We start from the raw sequence: 21,966 nt of genomic DNA, 5'->3' as shown, positions 1-21,966 counted from the left end.
TTGCGCTTCGATCTGCTGGAGGCCGTGGGCGGTCGGGGTGGGGTACGGAGTGCGCTCGGCTGTCGTGCTGGCCGGCCCTGCGCCAGGCCGGGCGCAGCAGGTATCACGGCGCAGCGGTCGCGCTGGCCGCCCAGCGGGCGCCATCAATCACCGGCGCAGGGACATCGCTGCCACCACGCGGCGCGCCTGGCGAACGCCGATGTCAGGCCATCGCGCAAACGACAACGCCCGCGCGCAGGGCTGCACACGGCCGTGAATGATGGCGCTGGCAGCGGGCGAGGTCCGTCGCTCACCCGGCTGGTTCCGGCAATCGGCCGGCATGCGGCTGGTTCCCGCGCCGGCCGCACGGCGTGCGCCAAATGCAGCCGGATCGCCGCGCGCCCGGGTCAGCGCGCGCGGCGTGCAGCCATCAGCCGCACCAGACGCGCGCGTTGCGGAACATCCGCAGCCACGGCGAATCGTCGCCCCAGTCGGCCGGATGCCAACTCAGGTTCGCCGTGCGTGGGGTGCGCTCGGGATGCGGCATCAGGATGGTGGCGCGGCCATCGGTGCTGGTCAGCCCGGTGATGCCGTCCGGCGAGCCGTTCGGATTGAGCGGGTAACGCAAGGCCGCTGCGCCGTCGCCGTCGACGAAACGCAAGGCCACGCGCGCGGCGGCCTGGTCCACGGCAGTCTCGAACTCGGCCCGGCCTTCGCCGTGCGCCACCGCCACCGGAATCCGCGAACCGGCCATGCCGCGCAGGAAGATCGACGGCGATTCCACCACTTCCAGCAGCGCGGTGCGTGCTTCGAACTGTTCGCTGCGGTTGCGCAGAAAGCGCGGCCAATGCTCGGCACCGGGAATGATGTCCTTGAGCTGGCTGAGCATCTGGCAGCCGTTGCACACGCCCAGCGCGAACGTATCGCCGCGCGCAAAGAATGCGGCAAACGCATCGCGTAGTGCCGACCGCTCCAGGATCGAGGTTGCCCAGCCACGCCCGGCACCCAGCACGTCGCCGTAGCTGAAACCGCCGCACGCTGCGAAGCCGACGAACTCGCTCAACTCCACGCGGCCTTCGATCAGGTCGCTCATGTGCACGTCGTAGGCGCGGAAACCGGCGCGCTCGAAGTTGTAGGCCATTTCGATCTGCCCGTTGACGCCCTGCTCGCGCAGGATCGCCACCTTGGGCCGCGCACCGGTGGCCACGAACGGCGCCGCCACATCTTCCGAGGGGTCGAACACCAGTTTCGGACGCAGCCCGGGCGCCTGGAAATCGCGCGCCAGCGCGCGCTCCTCGTCGGCACTGTCCGGGTTGTCGCGCAGCTTCTGCATGGCATGGGTCACCGACCACCACGCGTCGAACAGCTCTTCCCAGCGCCATTCGGCCAGCACGCGGCCCTGCCCGCTCACGCGGATGCGCGGCGCGCCGGTGGGGCGTGCAATGCGCTGCGCGCATTCGGTCAAGGCGTGGCGCTCGACCAGATCGGCGAACGCGGCGCGGTCTTCGCTGGCGATCTGCACCACCGCACCGAGCTCTTCGTTGAACAGGCTACGGAATGCGTCCTCGCCCCATGCATCCAGGGTGATGTCCAGGCCCTGACGCGACGCGAACGCCATCTCGCACAGCGCCGCAAACGCACCGCCATCGCTGCGGTCGTGGTACGCCAGCAGCAGACCGCTCTCGCGTGCATCGCCAATCAGCTCAAAGAAGCTGCGCAGCCGCTGCGCATCGTCCAGGTCCGGCACTTCGCCGCCAAACGCCGGCAACGCCGCGTCATCGGCATACACCTGCGCCAGCACCGAGCCACCCAGACGCTGCTTGCCGCCACCCAGCCCGATCAACCACAGCTCGCTCTCTTCGTCGTTGCGCAACAACGGCGTCAACTGCCGGCGCACATCGCCGACCGGCGCAAAGGCGCTGATGATCAACGAGACCGGTGAAACGCTCTTGTGGGTAATGACGGGACCCGGGACCCGGGACCCGGGACCCGGAACAGCAGGATCGGCGGCGACGGAGGCGCCATCGGCGAACGACGCTGATTCACGCTCTTGCGTTTGCGGTTGCTTTTCCCGAGTCCCGGGTCCCGGGTCCCGGGTCCCGCCCGTCACCCACTGCGCCTGCATCGACAGCGAGTCTTTGCCTACCGGTACGCTCAGTTCGAGCGCAGGGCACAGTTCCATGCCGATTGCGCGCACGGCGTCGTACAGCAAGGCGTCTTCGCCGTTGTGGCCGGCGGCGGCCATCCAGTTGGCCGAAAGCTTGATGCTGTCCAGCCGCTGCACCGGGGCAGCGCACAGGTTGGTGATCGCTTCGCCCACCGCCATGCGTGCGGACGCAGCCGCGTTCAACAGCGCCAGCGGGGTGCGCTCGCCGATCGACATCGCCTCGCCTTCGAAGGTGTCGAAGCCGGCCAGGGTGATCGCGCAATCGGCCAGCGGCAGCTGCCACGGCCCGATCATCTGCTCGCGCGCAGTCAACCCGCCCACGCTGCGGTCGCCGATGGTGACCAGAAAACTCTTGGACGCCACGGTGGGATGCGCCAGCACGCGCAGGCCGGCCTGCTGCAGGTCCAGCGAGGCGGTCTGCAACACCGGCCACTGCGGCGCCGGCGGATGCACGGCATCGCGATGCATCTTCGGCGCCTTGCCGAAGAGCACGTCCATTGGGAGGTCGATGGGGAGATCGTTGGAGGAGCCGGGACCCGCGACCCGGGACCCGGGACCCGTAACGGCGGCGTCCCGCGCTGCCGTCGGTATCGCAGCACCTTCCGACGCAAGCTGTTGCGTTTGCTCTTCCCGGGCCCCGGGTCCCGGGGCCCGAGTTCCAGCGTCCAACGTCCCATACCCCACCACCAGCCGCTCCTCGGCCGTGGCCACGCCGACTGTGGCGAACGGGCAGCGTTCGCGGGCGCAGATTGCGGCGAATTCTTCAAGGCGCGCCTGCGGCACGCCGAGCACATAGCGTTCCTGCGATTCGTTGCACCACAGTTCCAGCGGCGACAGCGAGGGGTCGTCGGTGAGCACGCGGCCCAGGTCGATGATGCCGCCCACGCCGGAGTCGTGCAGCAGCTCGGGAATGGCGTTGGACAGGCCGCCCGCGCCCACGTCGTGGAACCAGCGGATCGGATTGTCGATGCCCAGCGCCACGCAGCGGTCGATGACCTCCTGGCAGCGGCGCTCCATTTCCGGGTTTTCGCGCTGCACGCTGGCGAAATCCAGCGCTTCGGCGCTGTCGCCGGCAGCCACCGAACTGGCCGCACCACCGCCCAGGCCGATCAGCATCGCCGGGCCGCCCAGCACGATCACTGCATCGCCCGGCTGCAGGCGCAGCTTTTCGACCTGGTTGCGATCGATCGCGCCCAGGCCACCGGCCAGCATGATCGGCTTGTCGTAGGCGCGGGTCAGGCCCGGGCCTTCGGCGAGCTCAAAGCTACGGAAATAGCCGAGCAGGTTGGGCCGGCCGAATTCGTTGTTGAAGGCCGCGCCGCCGAGCGGGCCGTCGAGCATGATGTCCAGCGCCGGCGCCATGCGCGGGTTCAGCGCGCGCGGCGCTTCCCACGGCTGCGGCAGGGTGGGAATGCGCAGGTGCGACACCGAAAACCCGGTCAGGCCGGCCTTGGGCTTGCCGCCGCGGCCGGTGGCGCCCTCGTCGCGAATCTCGCCGCCCGCGCCGGTGGCCGCACCGGGGAATGGCGCGATCGCGGTGGGGTGGTTATGCGTTTCCACCTTGATCGCGAAGGCCGACGGCAGCACCGCCTCGCTGCGGTACTCGCCGCTGACCGGGTCCGGGCGATAGCGCGCGGCCGGCACGCCTTCCACCACCGCCGCGTTGTCGCTGTAGGCGGACAAGGTGTGCTGCGGGGTCTGCTGGTGGGTGTGCTTGATCATGCGGAACAGCGAGCGTTCCTGCGGCTTGCCGTCGATGGTCCAGCTGGCATTGAAGATCTTGTGCCGGCAATGCTCGGAATTGGCCTGGGCGAACATCATCAGTTCGACATCGGCCGGGTCGCGCCCCAGCGCGGCGAAGCGTTCGCGCAGGTAGTCGATCTCGTCCTGCGCCAGCGCCAGGCCCAGATCGCGGTTGGCCTGCTCCAGCGCGTCCAGCGGCACGCGTTGCAACTGGCCCGGGTCGGGCACGTTGAACAGTGCCTCGGCAGCGGCGGCCGAGCCAAGCAGCGACTGCGTCATCGGGTCGTGCAGCAGCTTGGCCACGGCAGCCTGCGCGGCCGCGTCCTCCGGCCAGCCGGCCAGGTCGATGCGGGTGCCGCGTTCCACGCGCTGGATCGGCTGCCCGGCGCCGCGCACCAGTTCGGTGGCCTTGCTGGACCACGGCGACAGCGTGCCCAGCCGCGGCACCACATAGCGCGAGGAGGCATCCGCGTCGCATGGCGCGGGGGCGGCGTCGGCCTGCAGGATCCGCTGCAAGGTGGCTTGATCGGGCGCTTGCCCGGCTTCGGCGCGGATGAAGTACACGTGCCAGGCGCCGGTGATGCGCAGCGCGGGAACGAGGGTTTGCAGGCGGGTTTCGAGCCGAGCGCGGCGGAACGGCGAAAGGGCGGAAGCGCCCTCGAGGACCATCATGTCCGGGGAACCGTGTCAGAAACGGGGCTGCAGATTGTAACGGAGCCGGTGGGTCGGCGTCGGTCGGGTGTGCGGTGTTACGGATCGGGAATGGAGAATGGGGAATGGAGAATGGGGAATGGGGAATGGGGAGTCGGGAGTCGGGAGTCGGGAGTCGGAATCGTCAGGCATGCAGGCCTTTGCGCGGGCCCATGCCCATGCCGGCGTGTTGCGCCGGCCGGCAGTAGGGGATGTGGCCAGATGGCGTCCGGGCGCCGGAAACAGCAAAGGCCCGGATGCGGACGCACCCGGGCCTTTGCCATTGCACAGACCACCACCGCGACGGCGCCATCGACGAGGCGCCGCGATGATCAGGGCTGAGCCCGCCTCAGCGGCTGCCGCCCGCCGTGGTCACGGCACGCTTTTCCAGCGCTTCACGCAACTGCGCCGGCGGCAGGTAGCCGCCGAGCTGGGTCCCGTCGGGTGCAAAGATCGCCGGGGTGCCGTTGACGCCCAGGCGCTGGCCCAGCGTGTATTCCATCGACACCGGGTTCTTGCAGTCCTTGGACGCCACCGGCTGGCCGGACTTGGCGGCGGTGAGCGCCTGCTTGCGATCGGCCGCACACCAGACCGCAATCATTTCCTTGTGGTCCTGGCTACCCAGCCCCATGCGCGGGAATGCCAGGTATTCCACGGCGATACCCTGCTTGTTGAGCTCGCCGATCTCGCTGTGCAGCTTGCGGCAGTAACCGCATTCTACGTCGGTGAAGACGGTGACGGTGTACTTCGGGTTGGCTGGCGCGAACACGATGCGATCGGCCTTGGGCACGGTGTCCAGCTGCTTGCGCCGATAGGCCAGCAGGCCCGGGCTGGCCGCGAACTGCTTGTTCTGGATGTCGAACGGCTGGGCCTGGATCAGGTAGCGGCCATCATCGCTGACGTACAGCACCTGCCCACCGACCACCACTTCGCGGAAGCCGGGGAACGGCGCGGCGCCGATGTAGTCGGGCTTGAAGTCCGGGTCCAGCGCCTTGAGCGCCGCGCCCACACGCTGATCCACATTGCCAGCAGCGGCAGGCGCGGTGGCGGCCGGCTTGGCGCCAGCGTTGCTTGCCGCGGGCTGCGAGGATTGCGCGCAGGCGGTGAGGCTGAGGGCGCCCAGCAGTGCGGCGATGGCAAGACGATACATTCACGCATCCAGTGGAATGGGGTGGCTGGATTCTCGCACAGGGCAGATGAAGCCAGGCAGCGGCCGCGACAGTTTGTTCGTTCGCCGGCCGGTGGGTTCGTGACCATTCGACGCCGGGCATGCACCGCAGGCCCGCGGGCGCTACCAATTGCGCGACCGGCGCCATCGATCCTCGGGGAACGCGCGTGCAGGCGACGGTGCCGTCCCGGCAACACCTCGCTAGCCGCGCGGGTGGTGCCTGGCATGCAGCGTCTGCAGGTGCTGCCGTGCGACCAGCGTGTAGATCTGGGTGGTGGACAGCGAGCTGTGGCCCAACAGCATCTGCAGCGCGCGCAGGTCGGCGCCGTGGTTGAGCAGATGGGTCGCAAAGCTATGCCGCAGGCCGTGCGGGCTGACCGTTGCCGGGTCGATGCCGGCCGGCGCCGCGTAGCGTTTGACCAGCGCCCAGAACTGCTGGCGGCTGGGCGGCTGGCGCGCAGCGTCGATGAACAGGGGCACCTGCCCGTCCACGGCGGGTACCGGCTTCCCGTCGGCCAGCAGCGTGCGCGCCTCGCGCAGATAGCGTTCCAGCCAATGCTGCGATTCTTCGCCCAGCGGCACCAGGCGCTCCTTGCTGCCCTTGCCGGTGACGCGCAGCACGCCCTGGCGCAGGTTGACGCCCACCGCCGGCAGGGTGACCAGCTCGCTGACCCGCAGCCCGGCCGCATACATCAGCTCGAGCATGGCGCGGTCGCGCAGGCCGAGCGGCGTCTGGATGTCGGGCGCGGCCAGCAAGGCATCGATCTGGGTTTCGGTCAGCGCCTTGGGCAGCGAGCGCGGCAATCGCGGCGGGTCCAGCAGCGTGGCGGGGTCGTCGCTGCGCACGCCATCGCGCAGACACAGGCCGTAGAAGGCGCGCAAGGTCGACAACAGCCGGGCATTGCTGCGCGGCGAATACCGCGCCTCGGTGCGCCAGCGCAGGTAGTCGAACAACACCGCGCGGTCGACGCCGAGCAGGCCGCCGCCGGCACCATCGCGCCAGCGTGCCAGCCCTTCCAGATCGCGCCGGTAGCTCTCCAGGGTCTGCCGCGCCACGCCCTGTTCGGCCCACAACCGATCCAGAAAGCGCTCGATGGCCGCGGCGTCGGCCGCCTGGACGGGTGGCAACTGCTGGGCAAGCTGGCGGCGTTCGGCGGGACTGCTGGCTGACATCGCAACAGCATAACGGGCGGCGCGGTTGAGGGGCGCTGCGCTGGCTGTCGCCTGCGCAACCTGCCCGGATGCGCGGCGTCGTGGTGCCGCTGCGCCAAGCGGCTGTGCCAGGCTTGGCCGACCTCGTCACCTCCACAGAGACCGACAACCGGCAGCGGTGTGGCGGGAATGCGGCGGTCTACGCGCCGCGGGCCGGCACCACGGCAGGCAGACGCTGGGCACAGGCACGCGCCCGATCGAGACGCCTGGCGCGGCGCGATGTAGATGGCGCAGCACGTGCACGCCCCGGATCGCCGTCACCGCAGCGCAGCGTTGCGCCGCGCCTGCCGGCCGCTATGCTCGCGCCATGACCTCGATCCCGTCGCCTCGTGTTGCACGGCCCCCCGCCCTGGTGGGCTGGCGACTGCTGGCGCTGTGCTACGACGCCTGGCCGGTGCTGGCGCTGTCGATGCTGATCTCCGCCGCGTTCACGCTGGGCTTTACGCTCGCCGGGCACCCGGCGCGCGAAAACATCGCTCCCTTCAGCAGTTGGCAGTGGCTGCTGTGGCTGTGCTGCTGGGTCGCCGGCGGAATCTACGCCACGGTGAGCTGGCGGCGCGGTGGGCAGACCCTGGGCATGCGCCCGTGGCGACTGCAGCTGCAAGGGCCATCACCCAGCTGGCGACAGGCCTGGATGCGTTATGCAGTGGGCACGCTGTCGCTGATGCTGGGCGGCGCCGGATTCTGGTGGGCATGGCTGGATCGCGAGCGCCTGACCTGGCATGACCGTGCGAGTGGCACCCGGCTGGAGCGCCGCATCCAGCCAGGCCATCAACCCCGATAACCGTCCCCACTGCACCATGGTCGTCGACACGGCAGTGGCGTACGTGACGCGTCTGCACTCAACCGCACTGCCCCTCAAGGCGTGCCCGCCAGCACCGCGTGTCCAGCAAGGCGGCCAGCACCCACCTTCGCTGCTGCCTAAAAGTCGGCAGAGGGCCGCTCGATCAGTGCTTGCAGCCCGTAACCAAGCAGGTACAGAACCGCCAGCATCGGCGGATACAACAGGGCGTACGCCCACGCCCAGGAGAGATGCTCCAGAAAGGCCGTCGCGCCCACTGCATGCACCATCTCCAGCTGCGGCGTGAGCGGCAGCTGCAACAGGACGAAGCTCCCCTTCGGGTCGGTGCTCGCATTGGCGGCCCAGACGCACAGCAGGGTTACCGCCAGATAAGGCAGACACAGCAGCAGCCCACCGATACTTACGCGACGCATACGGCACCATTGGCTAGCACATCATCTCCCGGCTGGCGGACGTGCCGCGCCAGCGGACGCGGCGTAACGGACCAGCTAATGCCCTGCGGCACACACGGCATCGCATCGCGCCAGGAGCAGCGTTTAGCTACTGCGTCGCCTGAACAACCACACCGACACCCCCAACATCACCATCGGCGGCAATGCGTAGGCGATGCGGTAGTCCAGCTTGAGCGCGCCGGCCATGCGGCCGAAGAACAGCTGCAGCAGCCAGAATCCCAGTGCAAACAGGATGCCCAGGAACAGGCGTTTACCCAGACCACCGCTGCGCAGCGAGCCGAACGAAAACGGGATGGCCGCCATGCACAGCGCCAGCACGTTGAGCGGGTAGAACCAGCGACTCCAGTACTGGTCTTCGTAATCGCGCGCATCCAGGCCGTTGCGGCGCCGGTACTCGATGCTCTGCTGCAGTTCGTGGGCCGAGAGATTGCGCGGCTTGGCCAGTCCGGCCGCCAGCGCCGCAGGACTCAGCTGCGACTGCCAGGGCAGTTCCGGGAAGGTTTCGCGCTGCACCGAGCGTTCCTGGAAGGTATCGCGGCGCACCTGGTGCAAGGTCCAGCGGCCATCACGGTGCTCGGCCACCGCTGCGTAGGTCAGCTGCTGCATGCGGCCGCTGGCGTCCAGGTGATACAGGCGTACGTCGTGCAGGGCCAGCGCGGTACCGCCGCCCTCGAGCAGCTTTTCTTCGCCGCTGAGTGCATTGAGGAAGGTGTCGCCTTCGCGCGCCCACAGGCCCGAGTAGCGCGCCATTGCCATGTTGCTGTTGTAGCGCGCGCTGGTCTTGAGCGTGTCGGCCTGGTTCTGGGCCCATGGCCCGATCGTCTCGCCGCTGATCACCATGCCTGCGGTCAGCAGCGCCATTGCGGCCACCACCGAAGCGGACATGCGCTTGCGCGACACGCCCAGCGCACGCAGCGCGGTCAATTCCGAGGTTGCCGCCAACTGACCCAGGCCCATCAGCGCGCCGATGACGGCGGCGGTGGGGAACAAGGTGTAAGCCCGGCGCGGCACGGTATAGGCCACATAGGCCACCGCATGCCCGAAGCTGTAGCTGCCCTGCCCGATGCTCTTGGCTTCGCTGGCAAACGCATTGACCAGGTCCAGGCCCAACAGCACCGCCCAGGTCAGCAGCACGGTGAACAACACTACCCGACCGACATACCAATCGTGGACCCGCGGCATCAGCCTCATGCGCGCACCCTCGGCCGACGCACGCGGCCATCGCGCGCATATGCCCAGATCGCCACGCCCAGCAGCGGCAGGGTCAGCCACCACAGGCCCAGCGCGGCCGGGGTCTTCCCGTTGGCGATCCACTGGGTGCCGACGATCATCAGATTGGTGCCGACCATGTACGCCAGGAACGCCAGCATGATCCGGCCATAGCGCTGCTGGCGCGGCGCGCTGCGCGACAGCGGCAGGGTCAGCAGGGCAAAAGCCAGCGCCAGCAGCGGCGGCGCCAGCCGCTCGTGCAGCTGCGCACGCGCGGCCGGGCGTTCATCGCTAAGCAATTGGGTGGTCCACATCACTTCCGGGTCGTTGGCATCGTGCACCTGGGTGCGGTCGGGTAGCGCCACGTCGTTGCTGGCGAACTCCATCAGGCGGTAATCCAGGGTGGCGCCCGCGGCCGGGCCCTCGATGCGGTAGCCGTCTTCCAGGCGCAGGTAGCGGTCGGTCTTGCCTTCGAAGAACATCGCCCCGCGTTGCGCGGTGACCACATCGATGCGGTCGTCCTTCTGGCGCTGCAGGAACACCTTGCCCAGGCCCTTGCCGTCGGCCGAAATCGTGGTCAGGTAGACCACGCCGCCGCCGGACAGCGGGGTGAACTTGCCCGACTCCAGGCCGGCCATCAGCACGCTGCGGTTGGCGTCTTCCAGCATGGTCTCGGCGGTGCGGCTGGCCCAGGGGCCCAACCAGAGCGAACACAGCCCGATGATGGCCACCACCGGCACCACCAGCATCAGCATCGGCCGCAACATGCGCCTGGGACCCACGCCAATGGCGGTGATGACGGCCATTTCTGAATCGCGGTACAGCCGCGCCAGCGCCAGCAACAGGCCCAGCATCAGCGCCAGCGGAAGGATGATGGGCAGGTAGGCCACGAACTGCAGGCCCACCTGCGACAGCAGCAAGCGAGCGGGGATGCGGCCGTCGGCGATATTGCCGAGGATATCCACCAGCACACCGCCGACGCTGACGACCAGCAGCACGATCAAGGTGGCCAGGAAGCTCTGGGTGAAATCGCTAAGCAGGTATCGATCGAGCTTCGGCATGGGGTGGGCTTGTTTTAAACTCTCGGATTCGTTCGCGGCGCCGCCAGCCTAGTCCGGTTGGCGTAAACAGCCCGCGATTGTACGGATTTGCCTACGGAATCTGATCAATGGCCCTGCAATTCACCCTGAACCAAGACGCGCCGGCAAGCGCTGCCGTCGACTGCATCGTGGTTGGCGTGTTCGCCGACAAGACCCTTTCGCCTGCCGCCCAGGCGCTGGACAGCGCCAGCCAGGGCCGTCTGAGCGCGCTGGTGGCACGCGGCGACGTGACCGGCAAGACCGGCAGCACCACGCTGGTCCATGACCTGCCGGGCGTCAGCGCCCCGCGCGTGCTGGTGGTGGGGCTGGGCGAAGCCGGCAAGTTCGGCGTGGCGCCCTACCTGAAGGCCATCGGCGATGCGACCCGTGCGCTGAAGACCGGCGCGGTGGGCACCGCCCTGCTCACCCTGACCGAACTCAGCGTCAAGGCCCGCGATGCAGCCTGGAACATCCGCCAGGCGGTGACCGTCAGCGACCACGCGGCCTACCGCTACACCGCCACCCTGGGCAAGAAGAAGGTCGACGAGAGCGGCCTGAGCACCCTGGCCATCGCCGGCGACGACGCCCGCGCACTGGCCGTGGGCGTGGCCACCGCCGAGGGCGTGGAGTTCGCCCGCGAGCTGGGCAACCTGCCGCCGAACTACTGCACCCCGGCCTACCTGGCCGACACCGCGGCCGCGTTTGCCGGCAAGTTTCCCGGCGCCGAGGCCGAGATCCTGGACGAGGCGCAGATGGACGCGCTGGGCATGGGCTCGCTGCTGTCGGTGGCGCGCGGCTCGGCCAACCGCCCACGCCTGATCGTGCTGAAGTGGAACGGCGGCGGCGACGCGCGCCCGTATGTGCTGGTCGGCAAGGGCATCACCTTCGACACCGGCGGCGTCAACCTCAAGACGCAGGGCGGCATCGAGGAAATGAAGTACGACATGTGCGGTGGTGCCAACGTCATCGGCACCTTCGTGGCCACGGTCAAGGCCGAGCTGCCGATCAACCTGGTGGTGGTGGTGCCGGCGGTGGAAAACGCCATCGACGGCAATGCGTACCGCCCGTCGGACGTGATCACCAGCATGTCCGGCAAGACCATCGAGGTCGGCAACACCGACGCCGAGGGCCGCCTGATCCTGTGCGATGCGCTGACCTATGCCGAACGCTTCAACCCCGAAGCGCTGGTGGACGTGGCCACGCTGACCGGCGCCTGCATGGTGGCACTGGGCCACCAGACCGCCGGCCTGATGAGCAAGCACGACGACCTGGCCAACGAATTGCTGGCCGCCGGCGAGCACGTGTTCGACCGCGCCTGGCGCCTGCCGCTGTGGGACGAATACCAGGGCCTGCTGGACTCCACCTTCGCCGACGTCTACAACATCGGCGGCCGCTGGGGCGGCGCGATCACGGCGGGTTGCTTCCTGTCGCGCTTCACCGAAAACCAGCGCTGGGCGCACCTGGACATTGCCGGCGTGGCCAGCGACGAAGGCAAGCGCGGCATGGCCACCGGCCGCCCGGTCGGGCTACTGACGCAGTGGTTGCTGGACCGCGCCGAAGGTGGGAATTGAGAATCGGGAATCGGGAATTGTGAAAGCCCCTCATCCTCAAGCAACGCCGCGACCTCGGAGGTCACGGCGCTGCTGTGCCCATTCCCAATTCCCCTCTCCCGATTCCCTGCCCTGATGCCCCGTGCCGACTTCTATCTGATCGCCAAGCCGCGCTTCCTCAACGAACCGCTGCGGCTGGTCTGTGAGCTCGCGCGCAAGGCCAACGACGCCAACCTGTCCACGTTGATCCTGGCCCGCGATGCAGAACAGGCCGAAGCACTGGACGACCTGCTGTGGGCGTTCGACGACGAAGCCTATGTGCCGCACCAGATCGCCGGCACCGACGAGGAAGACGAACTGGCGCCGGTGCTGATCGCCGCGCCCGAATTCGCCGCGCCCTCGCGCCCGCTGGTGATCAACCTGCGCGACGACCCGTACCTGGGCGCCTGCGACCGCGTGCTGGAAGTAGTGCCCGCCGACCCCGCCGCCCGCGAACCGCTGCGCGAACGCTGGAAGCAATACAAGGCCCTGGGCCTGGAACTGACCAAGTACGACATGTGAGTGGGGCTGGGATTGGGGAGCTGGGATTGGGGATTCGTCAAAGCAGATTGCTGCGCGCCCCGAGGCTACATCCAACGACCAATCCAACGCGGCCGATGTTCGCTCCACAGCACCAACACTGACGTTAACGAGTGGATGGCCAGTGATTCTCGCCGGCCCCATGACGCAACCAATCCCGACTCCCGATTCCCGAATCCCAGCCCCTCTATGACCACCCTCGCCTCCAGCTACGACCCCGCTTCCTTCGAATCGCGCCTGTATGCGCAGTGGGAGGCGGCTGGCTATTTCGTGCCGTCCGGCCAGGGCGAGCCGTACACCGTGTTGCTGCCGCCGCCGAATGTCACCGGCACGCTGCACATGGGCCATGCGTTCCAGCAGACGCTGATGGATGCACTGGTGCGCTATCACCGCATGCGCGGTTACGACACGCTATGGCAGGTGGGCACCGACCATGCCGGCATCGCCACCGAGATGGTGGTGTCGCGCAATCTGGCGCTGGAAGGCAACGGGGAAACGCGCGACTCGCTGGGGCGCGAAGGGTTCATCGCCAAGGTGTGGGAATGGAAGGCCGAATCCGGCGACACCATCGAGCGCCAGATGCGCCGGCTGGGCACCTCCAGCGATTGGTCGCGCAGCACCTTCACCATGGATCCGCAGCCGTCGGCGGCGGTCAACGAAGCGTTCGTGCGCTGGTACGAGCAGGGCCTGATCTATCGCGGCCAGCGCCTGGTCAACTGGGACCCGGTGCTGAAGACCGCCATCTCCGATCTGGAAGTGGAAAACGTCGAAGAAGACGGCTTCCTGTGGTCGATCCGTTACCCGTTGGCCGATGGCGTGACCTACGAACACGTCGAGCACGATGCCGACGGCGTCGAGACCCTGCGCGAAACCCGCGACTACTTGGTGGTGGCCACCACGCGCCCGGAAACCATGCTGGGCGACACCGCGGTGATGGTGCACCCGGACGATGCGCGCTATGCCAGCCTGCACAGCGCACGCATCGTGCTGCCGCTCACCGGCCGCCAGGTGCCGGTGATCACCGACGATTACGTGGACCGCGCATTCGGCACCGGCGTGGTCAAGGTCACACCTGCGCATGATTTCAACGACTATGCGGTGGGTGTGCGGCATGACCTGCCGTTGATCAACCTATTTACCGTTACCGCGACCATCAACGACAACGCGCCGGAGCGTTATCGCGGGCTGGATCGTTACGACGCGCGCAAGCTGGTGCTGTCCGAGCTGGAAGACCTCGGCATCCTGGTGGAAACCAAACCGCACAAGCTGCAGGTGCCGCGCGGCGATCGCACCGGCCAGGTGATTGAGCCCTATCTCACCGACCAGTGGTTCGTGAAGATGGACGCGCTGGCCAAGCGCGGCCTGGAGCTGGTCGAAAGCGGCCAGGTCAAGTTCGTGCCGCCGAACTGGATCAACACCTATCGCCACTGGATGGAAAACATCCAGGATTGGTGCATCAGCCGTCAGCTGTGGTGGGGCCACCGCATTCCGGCGTGGTTCGACGATGCCGGCAAGTATTACGTCGGCCACGACGAAGCCGAGGTGCGTGCGACGCATGGCCTGGGCGCAGAGATCGCGTTGCATCAGGACAGCGATGTGCTGGAAACCTGGTTCTCCTCCCAGCTGTGGCCGTTTTCCACGCTGGGCTGGCCGGAGGCGGCCGCGATGGCCGAGCGCGGCTTCGAGCGCTATCTGCCCTCCAGCGTGCTGGTCACCGGGTTCGACATCATCTTCTTCTGGGTGGCGCGCATGATCATGGCCACCGACAGCTTCACCGGCCAGGTGCCGTTCCGCGATGTCTACATCACCGGCCTGATCCGCGATGCGCAAGGCCAGAAGATGTCCAAGTCCAAGGGCAACGTGCTCGACCCGCTGGACATCATCGACGGCATCAGCATCGAAGCGCTGGTTGCCAAGCGCACGCATGGCTTGATGCAGCCGCGCATGGCCGAAAAGATCGAAAAAGCCACGCGCCGTGAATTCCCGGACGGCATCATCGCCCACGGTGCAGACGCGCTGCGCTTCACCATCGCCGCGCTGGCCACCCACGGCCGCGACATCAAGTTCGACCTGGGGCGCGCCGAAGGCTACAAGAACTTCTGCAACAAGTTGTGGAATGCCACGCGCTTCGTGCTGATGAACACCGAAGGCGCACGCTTCAACGGCGTGCCGCAGCCGCGTACCGAAGCGGAGAAGTGGATCCTGGCGCGGCTGGACAAGGTCACTGCCGAAACGCACGCGCATTACGCCAACTATCGCTTCGACCTGCTCGCGCAGTCGCTGTACGAGTTCGCCTGGAATGCGTTCTGCGACTGGTTCGTGGAACTGGCCAAGCCCGCGCTCAACGGCGAGGACGCCGCGGATGCGACCAGCACCCGCCACACCCTGCTGTACGTGCTCGATGCGTTGCTGCGTTTGCTGCACCCGTTGACCCCGTTCGTCACCGAAGAGCTGTGGCAGCAGGTTGCACCGCGCCTGGGCATCACCGCTGCAACGATCTCACTGCAGGCCTTCCCGCAGGTCGGCGATGTGGACACCAGCAGCTACGCCAGCGCAGACGCCGATGTCGAATGGCTGAAGTCGATGGTGTCGGCATTACGCCGCGTGCGCAGCGAATTGAACGTGCCGCCCTCCAAGCAGGTGCGCCTGCTGCTGCAGGCCGGCACTGCCGAGGACCGCCCGCGCGTTGCCCGCTTCGCCTCGCAGCTGTCGTTCCTGCTCAAGCTGGAGACGATCGACTGGCTGGACGCCGGCCAGGACACGCCACCGGCCGCCACCGCCATCGTCGGCGAGCTCACCTTGCTGGTGCCGCTGGAAGGCCTGGTCGACATGGAAGCCGAGCGCACCCGCCTGGACAAGGAGATCAAGCGCGTGGAAGGCGAGATCGGCAAGTGCAACGGCAAGCTCGGCAATGCCACCTTCGTGCAGAACGCGCCGGCGGCGGTGGTCGAACAGGAGCGCGCGCGCTTGAACGACTGGACCGTGCAATTGACCGGCCTACGGGAACAGCGCGCCAAGATCTGACGGAGCGGATTGTCTCGGTGCGCTGCAACTGCACGGCCACGCATCCGTGCAAGCGGCACCGATGCGACGGCAACACCGGGCCGGGCACTGGGCGGATCGCTCAGAGCGATGAATGCACGCACTGCTTGGTGGTGCACCGACCATCGTGACCGGCCTTTGGCCGCCCACCGTCGCGGGCCCTTCTGCGGCATGGATGCCGCAGAAGAGCCTCCATGGACGGATTCACGGCGTGTCCCGCGACGGTGGGCGGCCAAGGGCCCTGCAGCCAAGTCGCAGACCAGACGCCTGGCGCATCATCCATCCGCAGCAATCGCTTGCAGACACCGATATCTACGCGATGCTCCCGCCGGGCACCACACCCAAGCAAAACCCGACAGCGCTGGCCGCGCCTTGTTTCGACGCAAGCACCGCATCGGGCATCATGTGGCGATGAAGATCTATCTCGTTGGCGGCGCCGTCCGCGATGCATTGCTTGGTCAGCCGCCCGGCGACCGCGACTGGGTGGTGGTGGGCGCCGATCAGGCGCACATGCAGGCACAGGGCTTCAAGCCGGTGGGCAAGGACTTCCCGGTCTTCCTGCATCCGCGTAGCGGTGAGGAATATGCCCTGGCGCGCACCGAGCGCAAGTCCGGGCGCGGCTACCGCGGCTTCGTGGTGGATGCCGATCCATCGGTGACGCTGGAAGAAGACCTGCTGCGGCGCGACTTCACCATCAACGCCATCGCACGCGACGAAGACAGCGGCGAGCTCGTGGACCCGTACGGCGGTGCGCGCGACCTGCAGGCACGGGTACTGCGGCATGTAGGCCCGGCCTTCGTCGAAGACCCGGTGCGGGTATTGCGTGCCGCGCGCTTCATGGCGCGACTGGCGCCGTTGGGTTTCAGCCTCGCCCCGGAAACCGCGGCGCTGATGCGCGAGATGGCGGCCAGCGGCGAGCTGGACGCCCTGGTGCCCGAGCGCGTGTGGCAGGAACTGCGCCGTGCACTGATCTGCGCCCGGCCCTCGGCGTTTCTGCGCACGCTGCATGAAACGCATGCGCTACGCGTGATCCTGCCGGAGATCGACGCACTGTACGGCGTGCCGCAACGTGCCGAGTTTCATCCGGAAGTGGACACCGGCGTGCATCAGGAAATGGTCAGCGACATGGCCGCGCGGCTGGCACCCGGCGATGCGCTGATCGGCTTTGCCGCGTTGACGCACGATCTGGGCAAGGCGCTGACCCCGCCGGACCAATGGCCGCGCCACGTCATGCACGAACAGCGCGGGGTCGCGCCGCTGCAGGCGCTGTGCGAACGCCTCAAGGTGCCGCAGGACCATCGTCAGCTTGCGGTCACCGCCTGCCGCGAGCATCTCAACGTGCATCGTCTGGCGGAACTGCGCGATCGCACGGTGCACGAGTTGCTGGTGCGCTGCGATGGATTCCGGCGGCCCGAACGCATCGCGCAACTGGCGCTGGTGTGCGAGGCCGACAAGCGCGGCAGGCTGGGCAGCGCCGACATGCCGTACCCGCAAGGGGCCGAACTCACACGCCTGCACGCTGCTGCCCTGGCGATCAATGCACGCGACCTGGCAGCCGAAGGCCTGCAAGGCCCGCAGGTCGGCGAAGCACTGGCCAGGGCACGCATTGCCGCGATTGCTGCCGCGCGCGGCGGCGACAGACGCGGCGGCGGCACGGAGTCTGTTGCCGCACCTTGATCGGGCGCGGCGGCGCATCAGGGGTCTGGCTGCACTCGGCGGCACGGGCCGTGCAGTGCCGGGCAGCTGCGCAACGTGACTGCGTGACTGTGTGGTTGCAGTAGCGCAGCGGCCTTGCCGGGCTGCGCCATCACTGGTGTGTCACTGGCTTTTGATCACGCGATGAGCCGGCCGTGACCTGCGCTCTGTGCGGCACCGACGCTGGAGCGACTGCTTCGTGCAGCCGCCCCATCTCCATCACATCTTGAAATTCAGGCTCAGCATGAACGAGCGGCCGTTCTTGTAGATGTAGTACGGCTGGTTCTTGTTGCCGATATAGCTGTAGTAGGTTTCATCCAGCAGGTTGGTGGCCTCCAGCGCCACGCGTAGCCGCTCGGTGGCCTGGTAACCGAACGAGGCATCCACCTGGGTAAACGCATCGGTCATCTGCTGGCCGTTGAGCCGGCCGATCTGGGTGAAGTATTCCGAACGCCAGCCCAGGTTGACCCGCGCGCTCCATTTGCCCTGCTCGTAATACGGGCTGATGTTGTAGGCGTTGCGCGAGTTGTACGGCAGGCTGTAATCGCCATCGGTGTTGGAATCGGAGTACGTATAGTTGGCCACCACGCCGAAGCCGTTGCCGAAGTTGTGCTGCAGGTTGAGCGCCACGCCCTGCACCTTGGCATCGCCGGCATTGGTCGGCACCGAGGTCTGGTACGTGCTCGACCCGCCGGTGGCGTTGTTGAAGAACACCCGGTCCTGCACCGTGGTCAGAATGTAGTTGGAGATATCGCGCGAGAAGAATTCACCACTGAGCAAGCTGCTGTCGGAGAAGTACCACTCGACCGAAGCGCCCAGATTGGTCGATTCGTACGGGCTCAGGCCGGGATTGCCGGTGGACGCCGTCAGCGTGGTGTCGTCAGTGGCCACATACGGAGTCATGTTGGTGTAGCGCGGCCGCGCAATGACCTTGGAGGTGGCAAAGCGCAGCAGCAGATCGTCGCGCAGGTCATAGGCGATGTTGAAGGACGGCAACCATTTGCCGTAGCTGCTGAGAAAGTTGACCGGTGTGTAGCCGCCGCCCGGTGCGTAGCTGAAACCATCGGTGGAGTCGCGCGTATGCACGTAGCGAACGCCGATATTGCCGCGATAGCGCGCGCCGGAGAAGTTGCCCTGCAGGAACCAGGCGCGGTTCTGTTCTTCGATGCTGTAGTTGCCGGCGTAGCTGATCGGCAACCCATCATCGCCTTCCAGGCCGCTGATGTACTGGCTGATGGCGCCGCGATTGATGGTGGACCAGCGCTGCATGTCGGCGCTGGTGGACAGGCCGTCCAGGTAGCTCGATGGCGTGATGCCCGGCGAGAAATCGGCCAGCGTGCTGCCATCGTTCGGTGCCCAGGTGCGGCTGTAGGACGATTGCCCGGTGGCGTGGTTGGTGAGCTTGATGCCGGTGAGGATCTGGGTGAACGGCCCCCACTCCACCGCATGGTCGAAGTCCAGCTGCAGGTAACGCTCCTTGTCGTACTGCGGGCTATGGCTGGCCGAGGCGCTGTTGAGCTGCATCGCCGCTGCATTGGTGGGGTCGGTGCTGTAGTCCATCGCGGTGCGGCGCCCGTCGATGTTGTAACTGTAGCCGGCCAGGTTACGGAACTGAATGCCGTAGATGCGCTCGGCACCGCCTTGTGAGCTGGTGTAACCGACCTGGCTCGATGCATTCCAGCCATCGCCATGCCAGTCTGCACGCAGGTGGATGCTGCCGGTGGTGACATCGCTGTTGCGCAGGTAGCCATCCAGGAATGTGGTGGATTGATCGCCGAACGTCCCAGAGGTGGCCACGCCATTTTCGAAGCCCAGTGCCTGCGCATCGCCAGGGTTGGAGCCCCAGTAGCCATAGCGGCTCTGGTTGTAGTTGTCGAAGCTTTCCTTGACGTACAAACCGGTCAGATTGAGCTCGAAGTCGGCATCGGGCTTCCATTGCAGCGCCGCACTGACGCCGTCGCGCTTGCGGGTCTGCTGGAACAGCGCGGTATTGATCGAGGTGGGAAACACGCCGGTGTTGTTGCCGACCACACCCGGCGGAAACCCGGCACCGGCGACATCGTCATAGCCGAAGATCTCCACACCGTCGCGGCGCAGGACACGCTGCGAATGCATCACCGAGGTGAGCACGCCAAGTGTTTCGTCCTGGTTCTTCCAGCTGTAAAGCGCCGATGCGTTGGGTTTGCCCTCCTCGGAACGGTCGTTGTAGCCGTAGCTCACCGTGCCGGTCAGCGTATTGCGCTCCAGGTCCAGCGGCTTGCGCGTGTGTACGATCACCGTGCCGCCGATGGAGCCTTCGTCGATGCGCGCTTCCGGCGTCTTGTAGACCTCCATCAGCCCCACCACTTCGGGCGCCAGCGTGCTGTAGTTGAACGAGCGGCTATCCGGGTCGTTGGGGTCGCCGCCCCAGCTGGTCGACGCGATGGTCTGGCCGTTGAGCAGCACACGGTTGAGCGCCGGATCGGTCCCCAGGATGCTGACTTTTTCGCCTTCGCCAAACTGGCGATCCACCGTAATGCCGGACAGGCGCGACAACGATTCGGCCACGTTGGTATCAGGGAACTTGCCGATGTCCTCGGCGCTGATCGCATCCACGATCGCATCGGCATTGCGCTTGACGTTGAGCGCCTTGCCCAGGCTGGCCTGGTAGCCCACCACCTTGATTTCGTCCAGGGTGGAGACCGATGGATTGGTTTGTGTAGGGAGCTGTTGCTGCGCAGGTGCAGGCTGTTCTTGCGCGAATGCTGGAAGCGCTGCAACGCAGGCGAAGGTCGCGCCACCGACAAGCAAGTGCCTGACGGCAGCACTCAATGGAGAGCGGCGTAACGCAGCGATGGACGCATGCACTTGCACACGACGGGACGAAGCGAACATACGGGGAGACAGCATTGCGTAGACCTCATGACTGTTGTCGGATGGCAACCGTCTGGTTGCGCAACGACGCGCGACGCGCGCGTCATGCCCGCAATCCGTCCCCTGTACCGGATACGAGCGACCACCCGCATTCGATGACGGCACGCGGGTAGCGCCAAGCCGCAAGATGCGCGGCCGGCAATGTTTTCTCGGACGTGGAGCAATCTCTTCGCTGACAACGTCATCAACGAAGGTGCCTTTCGTAAGCGGCACTGTCAACTCATCCGCACGAACGCGGATTTTTATGCCTCAAACAGCGTGTTTTGCGCAGATATCTGGATGATCGCGTGACCGTCGTCTCACTGCTTTCGGCGCGCGTGCCGACCGTTGGCCTTGCAGCCTGTTGCCACACCGCTGCGCGCACGAATGGTGCGGCGCAGAGTCTGCACGCGCGCAGTGTGGTGTGCATGAAGCGTCGGCAATGCGTAGCGACGCTGAAGAGACGCCGCACTGCGACGTAGGCGAAGGTTCGCGACGATGCGACACGCCATGAACGCCGCGCGTGGTCGCGCGGAGCAAGCGCAACGCTTTACTCCCGCTGCCCGCCAATCCAGGTGCCGAGCACCTGTACCTCGGCATCCACCAGCACCAGGTCGGCCTGGTAGCCCGGCGCGATGCGTCCCAGGCGGTCGCCCAGGCCGATGCATTGCGCGGGATAGGTGGATGCCATGCGTGCGGCTTCGGCCACGTCCACGCCCAGCCATTGCACGCTGTTGCGCACGGCGGTGGCCATGTCTAGTGCGGAGCCGGCGAGTGCGCCATCGGCATTGCGCACCACGCCGTCCACCGCAGTGATGGTTTCGCCATACAGGTCGAAGCTGGGGCTGTCGCTGCCGACCATCGGCATGGCGTCGGTGACCAGCAGCAACTTGCCGCGCGGCTTGGCCGCCAGCGCCACGCGCAGGCTGGCCGGATGCACGTGCACGCCATCGACGATGACGCCGCACCACACATTGGGGTCTTCCAGCGCCGCGCCGACTGCGTTGGGTTCGCGTCCGGCCAGTTGCGACATCGCGTTGTACACATGCGTAAAACCACTGACGCCGGCCGCAATCCCGTCGCGTGCCTGCTCGTAGGTCGCCGCGGTGTGGCCGGCGAACACGATCGCGCCGCCGGCAACGAAGGCACGGATATCGTCCAGCGGCACGCGCTCGGGCGCGAGCGTGATCAGGGTGACGCCATTGTCCAGCGAGGTGTCGACTGCAATCTCGTGCGCGTCCGGCACGCGGAACTTGTGCGCGTCGTGCGTGCCCTTGCGCGCTGGGCTGAGGTACGGGCCTTCCAGATGGATGCCGAGCACGCCGGGCACGCCTTGAGCGATGGCTTGACGCGTTGCATCGATCGCTTCGGCCATCACCTCGGCAGTGTCGCTGATCAACGTGGGCAGCATGCCAGTGGTGCCGAAGCGGCGATGCGCCGCGGCGATCGTGGCCAATGCCTGCGGGTCGCGTGCATTGTTGAACAACACCCCGCCGCCGCCGTTGACCTGGATGTCGATGAAGCCCGGCAGCAGGGTGGCGCCGCCCAGATCCACGCGCGTGTGCGCCTGCGCCACGCGTGCATCATCGGCCGGCACGATCGCCTGGATCTGCGCACCGTCCAGCAATACGGCCAGGCCATCCTGCAGGCCGTCGTCGGTGAGTACGCGTGCGTTGCACAATGCCTGAGTGCGGGAAGCATCCATGT

General features: G+C 67.0%; 13 protein-coding genes. 5 read left to right on the top strand and 8 right to left on the bottom strand.

Going from position 1 to position 21,966, the window contains the following annotated elements:
* Positions 1-409: 409 nt before the first annotated feature.
* From purL to xerD, 3 genes are all read right to left on the bottom strand, one after another.
* On the bottom strand, positions 410-4,561 hold the full coding sequence (gene purL, locus ACCQ10_RS03955) for a phosphoribosylformylglycinamidine synthase (RefSeq protein ID WP_372362296.1): 4,152 nt from the start codon (positions 4,559-4,561) through the stop codon (positions 410-412).
* Positions 4,562-4,928: 367 nt separating this feature from the next.
* The gene (locus ACCQ10_RS03950) at positions 4,929-5,729 is read right to left on the bottom strand and encodes a DsbC family protein (protein WP_372362295.1); all 801 of its coding nucleotides are present in this window, start codon (positions 5,727-5,729) and stop codon (positions 4,929-4,931) included.
* Between the two features lie 219 nt (positions 5,730-5,948).
* Positions 5,949-6,920, bottom strand: a complete 972-nt coding sequence (gene xerD / locus ACCQ10_RS03945; protein ID WP_372362294.1) for a site-specific tyrosine recombinase XerD — start codon at positions 6,918-6,920, stop codon at positions 5,949-5,951.
* Between the two features lie 346 nt (positions 6,921-7,266).
* Between xerD and ACCQ10_RS03940 the strand changes: the two genes are divergently transcribed.
* Positions 7,267-7,743 carry an RDD family protein gene (locus ACCQ10_RS03940; RefSeq protein ID WP_372362293.1) on the top strand — a complete coding sequence of 159 codons (477 nt, stop codon included), beginning with the start codon at positions 7,267-7,269 and terminating at the stop codon, positions 7,741-7,743.
* A gap of 137 nt (positions 7,744-7,880) precedes the next feature.
* On the opposite strand, the gene ACCQ10_RS03935 is transcribed toward ACCQ10_RS03940, so the two are convergent.
* The 3 genes from ACCQ10_RS03935 to lptF all read right to left on the bottom strand — a co-directional run bounded on the left by ACCQ10_RS03935 (position 7,881) and on the right by lptF (position 10,483).
* Positions 7,881-8,174, bottom strand: a complete 294-nt coding sequence (locus ACCQ10_RS03935; protein ID WP_039413724.1) for a hypothetical protein — start codon at positions 8,172-8,174, stop codon at positions 7,881-7,883.
* 123 nt (positions 8,175-8,297) lie between these two features.
* Positions 8,298-9,404 carry an LPS export ABC transporter permease LptG gene (gene lptG, locus ACCQ10_RS03930; RefSeq protein WP_047697090.1) on the bottom strand — a complete coding sequence of 369 codons (1,107 nt, stop codon included), beginning with the start codon at positions 9,402-9,404 and terminating at the stop codon, positions 8,298-8,300.
* Positions 9,401-10,483: an LPS export ABC transporter permease LptF gene (gene lptF / locus ACCQ10_RS03925; RefSeq protein WP_372362292.1), complete on the bottom strand. Its 1,083-nt coding sequence runs from the start codon at positions 10,481-10,483 to the stop codon at positions 9,401-9,403. Before lptF ends, lptG begins: the two co-directional genes overlap by 4 nt.
* 107 nt (positions 10,484-10,590) lie before the next feature.
* On the opposite strand from lptF, the gene ACCQ10_RS03920 reads away from it, so the two are divergent.
* The 4 genes from ACCQ10_RS03920 (at position 10,591) to ACCQ10_RS03905 (ending at position 17,349) form a co-directional block, all read left to right on the top strand.
* Positions 10,591-12,072, top strand: a complete 1,482-nt coding sequence (locus tag ACCQ10_RS03920) for a leucyl aminopeptidase (RefSeq protein ID WP_372362291.1) — start codon at positions 10,591-10,593, stop codon at positions 12,070-12,072.
* Positions 12,073-12,186: 114 nt separating this feature from the next.
* Positions 12,187-12,612 carry a DNA polymerase III subunit chi gene (locus ACCQ10_RS03915; protein ID WP_003490202.1) on the top strand — a complete coding sequence of 142 codons (426 nt, stop codon included), beginning with the start codon at positions 12,187-12,189 and terminating at the stop codon, positions 12,610-12,612.
* 207 nt (positions 12,613-12,819) lie between these two features.
* Positions 12,820-15,654 (top strand): valine--tRNA ligase, encoded by a 2,835-nt coding sequence (locus ACCQ10_RS03910; RefSeq protein ID WP_372362290.1) that lies wholly within the window; start codon positions 12,820-12,822, stop codon positions 15,652-15,654.
* A gap of 429 nt (positions 15,655-16,083) precedes the next feature.
* Positions 16,084-17,349, top strand: a complete 1,266-nt coding sequence (locus ACCQ10_RS03905; RefSeq protein WP_372362289.1) for a multifunctional CCA addition/repair protein — start codon at positions 16,084-16,086, stop codon at positions 17,347-17,349.
* 237 nt (positions 17,350-17,586) lie between these two features.
* On the opposite strand, the gene ACCQ10_RS03900 is transcribed toward ACCQ10_RS03905, so the two are convergent.
* Positions 17,587-20,256, bottom strand: a complete 2,670-nt coding sequence (locus ACCQ10_RS03900; RefSeq protein ID WP_372362288.1) for a TonB-dependent receptor — start codon at positions 20,254-20,256, stop codon at positions 17,587-17,589.
* Positions 20,257-20,809: 553 nt separating this feature from the next.
* Entirely contained in the window at positions 20,810-21,964 is a 1,155-nt protein-coding gene (nagA, locus tag ACCQ10_RS03895) for an N-acetylglucosamine-6-phosphate deacetylase (RefSeq protein ID WP_372362287.1), read from the bottom strand.
* Between the last annotated feature and the right edge of the window lie 2 nt (positions 21,965-21,966).

This window comes from Xanthomonas sp. NCPPB 1325, assembly GCF_041477645.2.
Taxonomy (GTDB): Bacteria; Pseudomonadota; Gammaproteobacteria; order Xanthomonadales; family Xanthomonadaceae; genus Xanthomonas; species Xanthomonas cannabis.
The sequence above is the reverse complement of the archived record's forward strand: the minus strand, read 5'-3'. Positions and strand labels throughout refer to the sequence as shown.

Coding starts and splice junctions, on each gene's coding strand:
- purL (WP_372362296.1), bottom strand. CDS start 4,561: ATGATGGTCCTCGAGGGCGCTTCCGCCCTTTCGCCGTTCCGCCGCGCT.
- ACCQ10_RS03950 (WP_372362295.1), bottom strand. CDS start 5,729: ATGTATCGTCTTGCCATCGCCGCACTGCTGGGCGCCCTCAGCCTCACC.
- xerD (WP_372362294.1), bottom strand. CDS start 6,920: ATGTCAGCCAGCAGTCCCGCCGAACGCCGCCAGCTTGCCCAGCAGTTG.
- ACCQ10_RS03940 (WP_372362293.1), top strand. CDS start 7,267: ATGACCTCGATCCCGTCGCCTCGTGTTGCACGGCCCCCCGCCCTGGTG.
- ACCQ10_RS03935 (WP_039413724.1), bottom strand. CDS start 8,174: ATGCGTCGCGTAAGTATCGGTGGGCTGCTGCTGTGTCTGCCTTATCTG.
- lptG (WP_047697090.1), bottom strand. CDS start 9,404: ATGAGGCTGATGCCGCGGGTCCACGATTGGTATGTCGGTCGGGTAGTG.
- lptF (WP_372362292.1), bottom strand. CDS start 10,483: ATGCCGAAGCTCGATCGATACCTGCTTAGCGATTTCACCCAGAGCTTC.
- ACCQ10_RS03920 (WP_372362291.1), top strand. CDS start 10,591: ATGGCCCTGCAATTCACCCTGAACCAAGACGCGCCGGCAAGCGCTGCC.
- ACCQ10_RS03915 (WP_003490202.1), top strand. CDS start 12,187: ATGCCCCGTGCCGACTTCTATCTGATCGCCAAGCCGCGCTTCCTCAAC.
- ACCQ10_RS03910 (WP_372362290.1), top strand. CDS start 12,820: ATGACCACCCTCGCCTCCAGCTACGACCCCGCTTCCTTCGAATCGCGC.
- ACCQ10_RS03905 (WP_372362289.1), top strand. CDS start 16,084: ATGAAGATCTATCTCGTTGGCGGCGCCGTCCGCGATGCATTGCTTGGT.
- ACCQ10_RS03900 (WP_372362288.1), bottom strand. CDS start 20,256: ATGCTGTCTCCCCGTATGTTCGCTTCGTCCCGTCGTGTGCAAGTGCAT.
- nagA (WP_372362287.1), bottom strand. CDS start 21,964: ATGGATGCTTCCCGCACTCAGGCATTGTGCAACGCACGCGTACTCACC.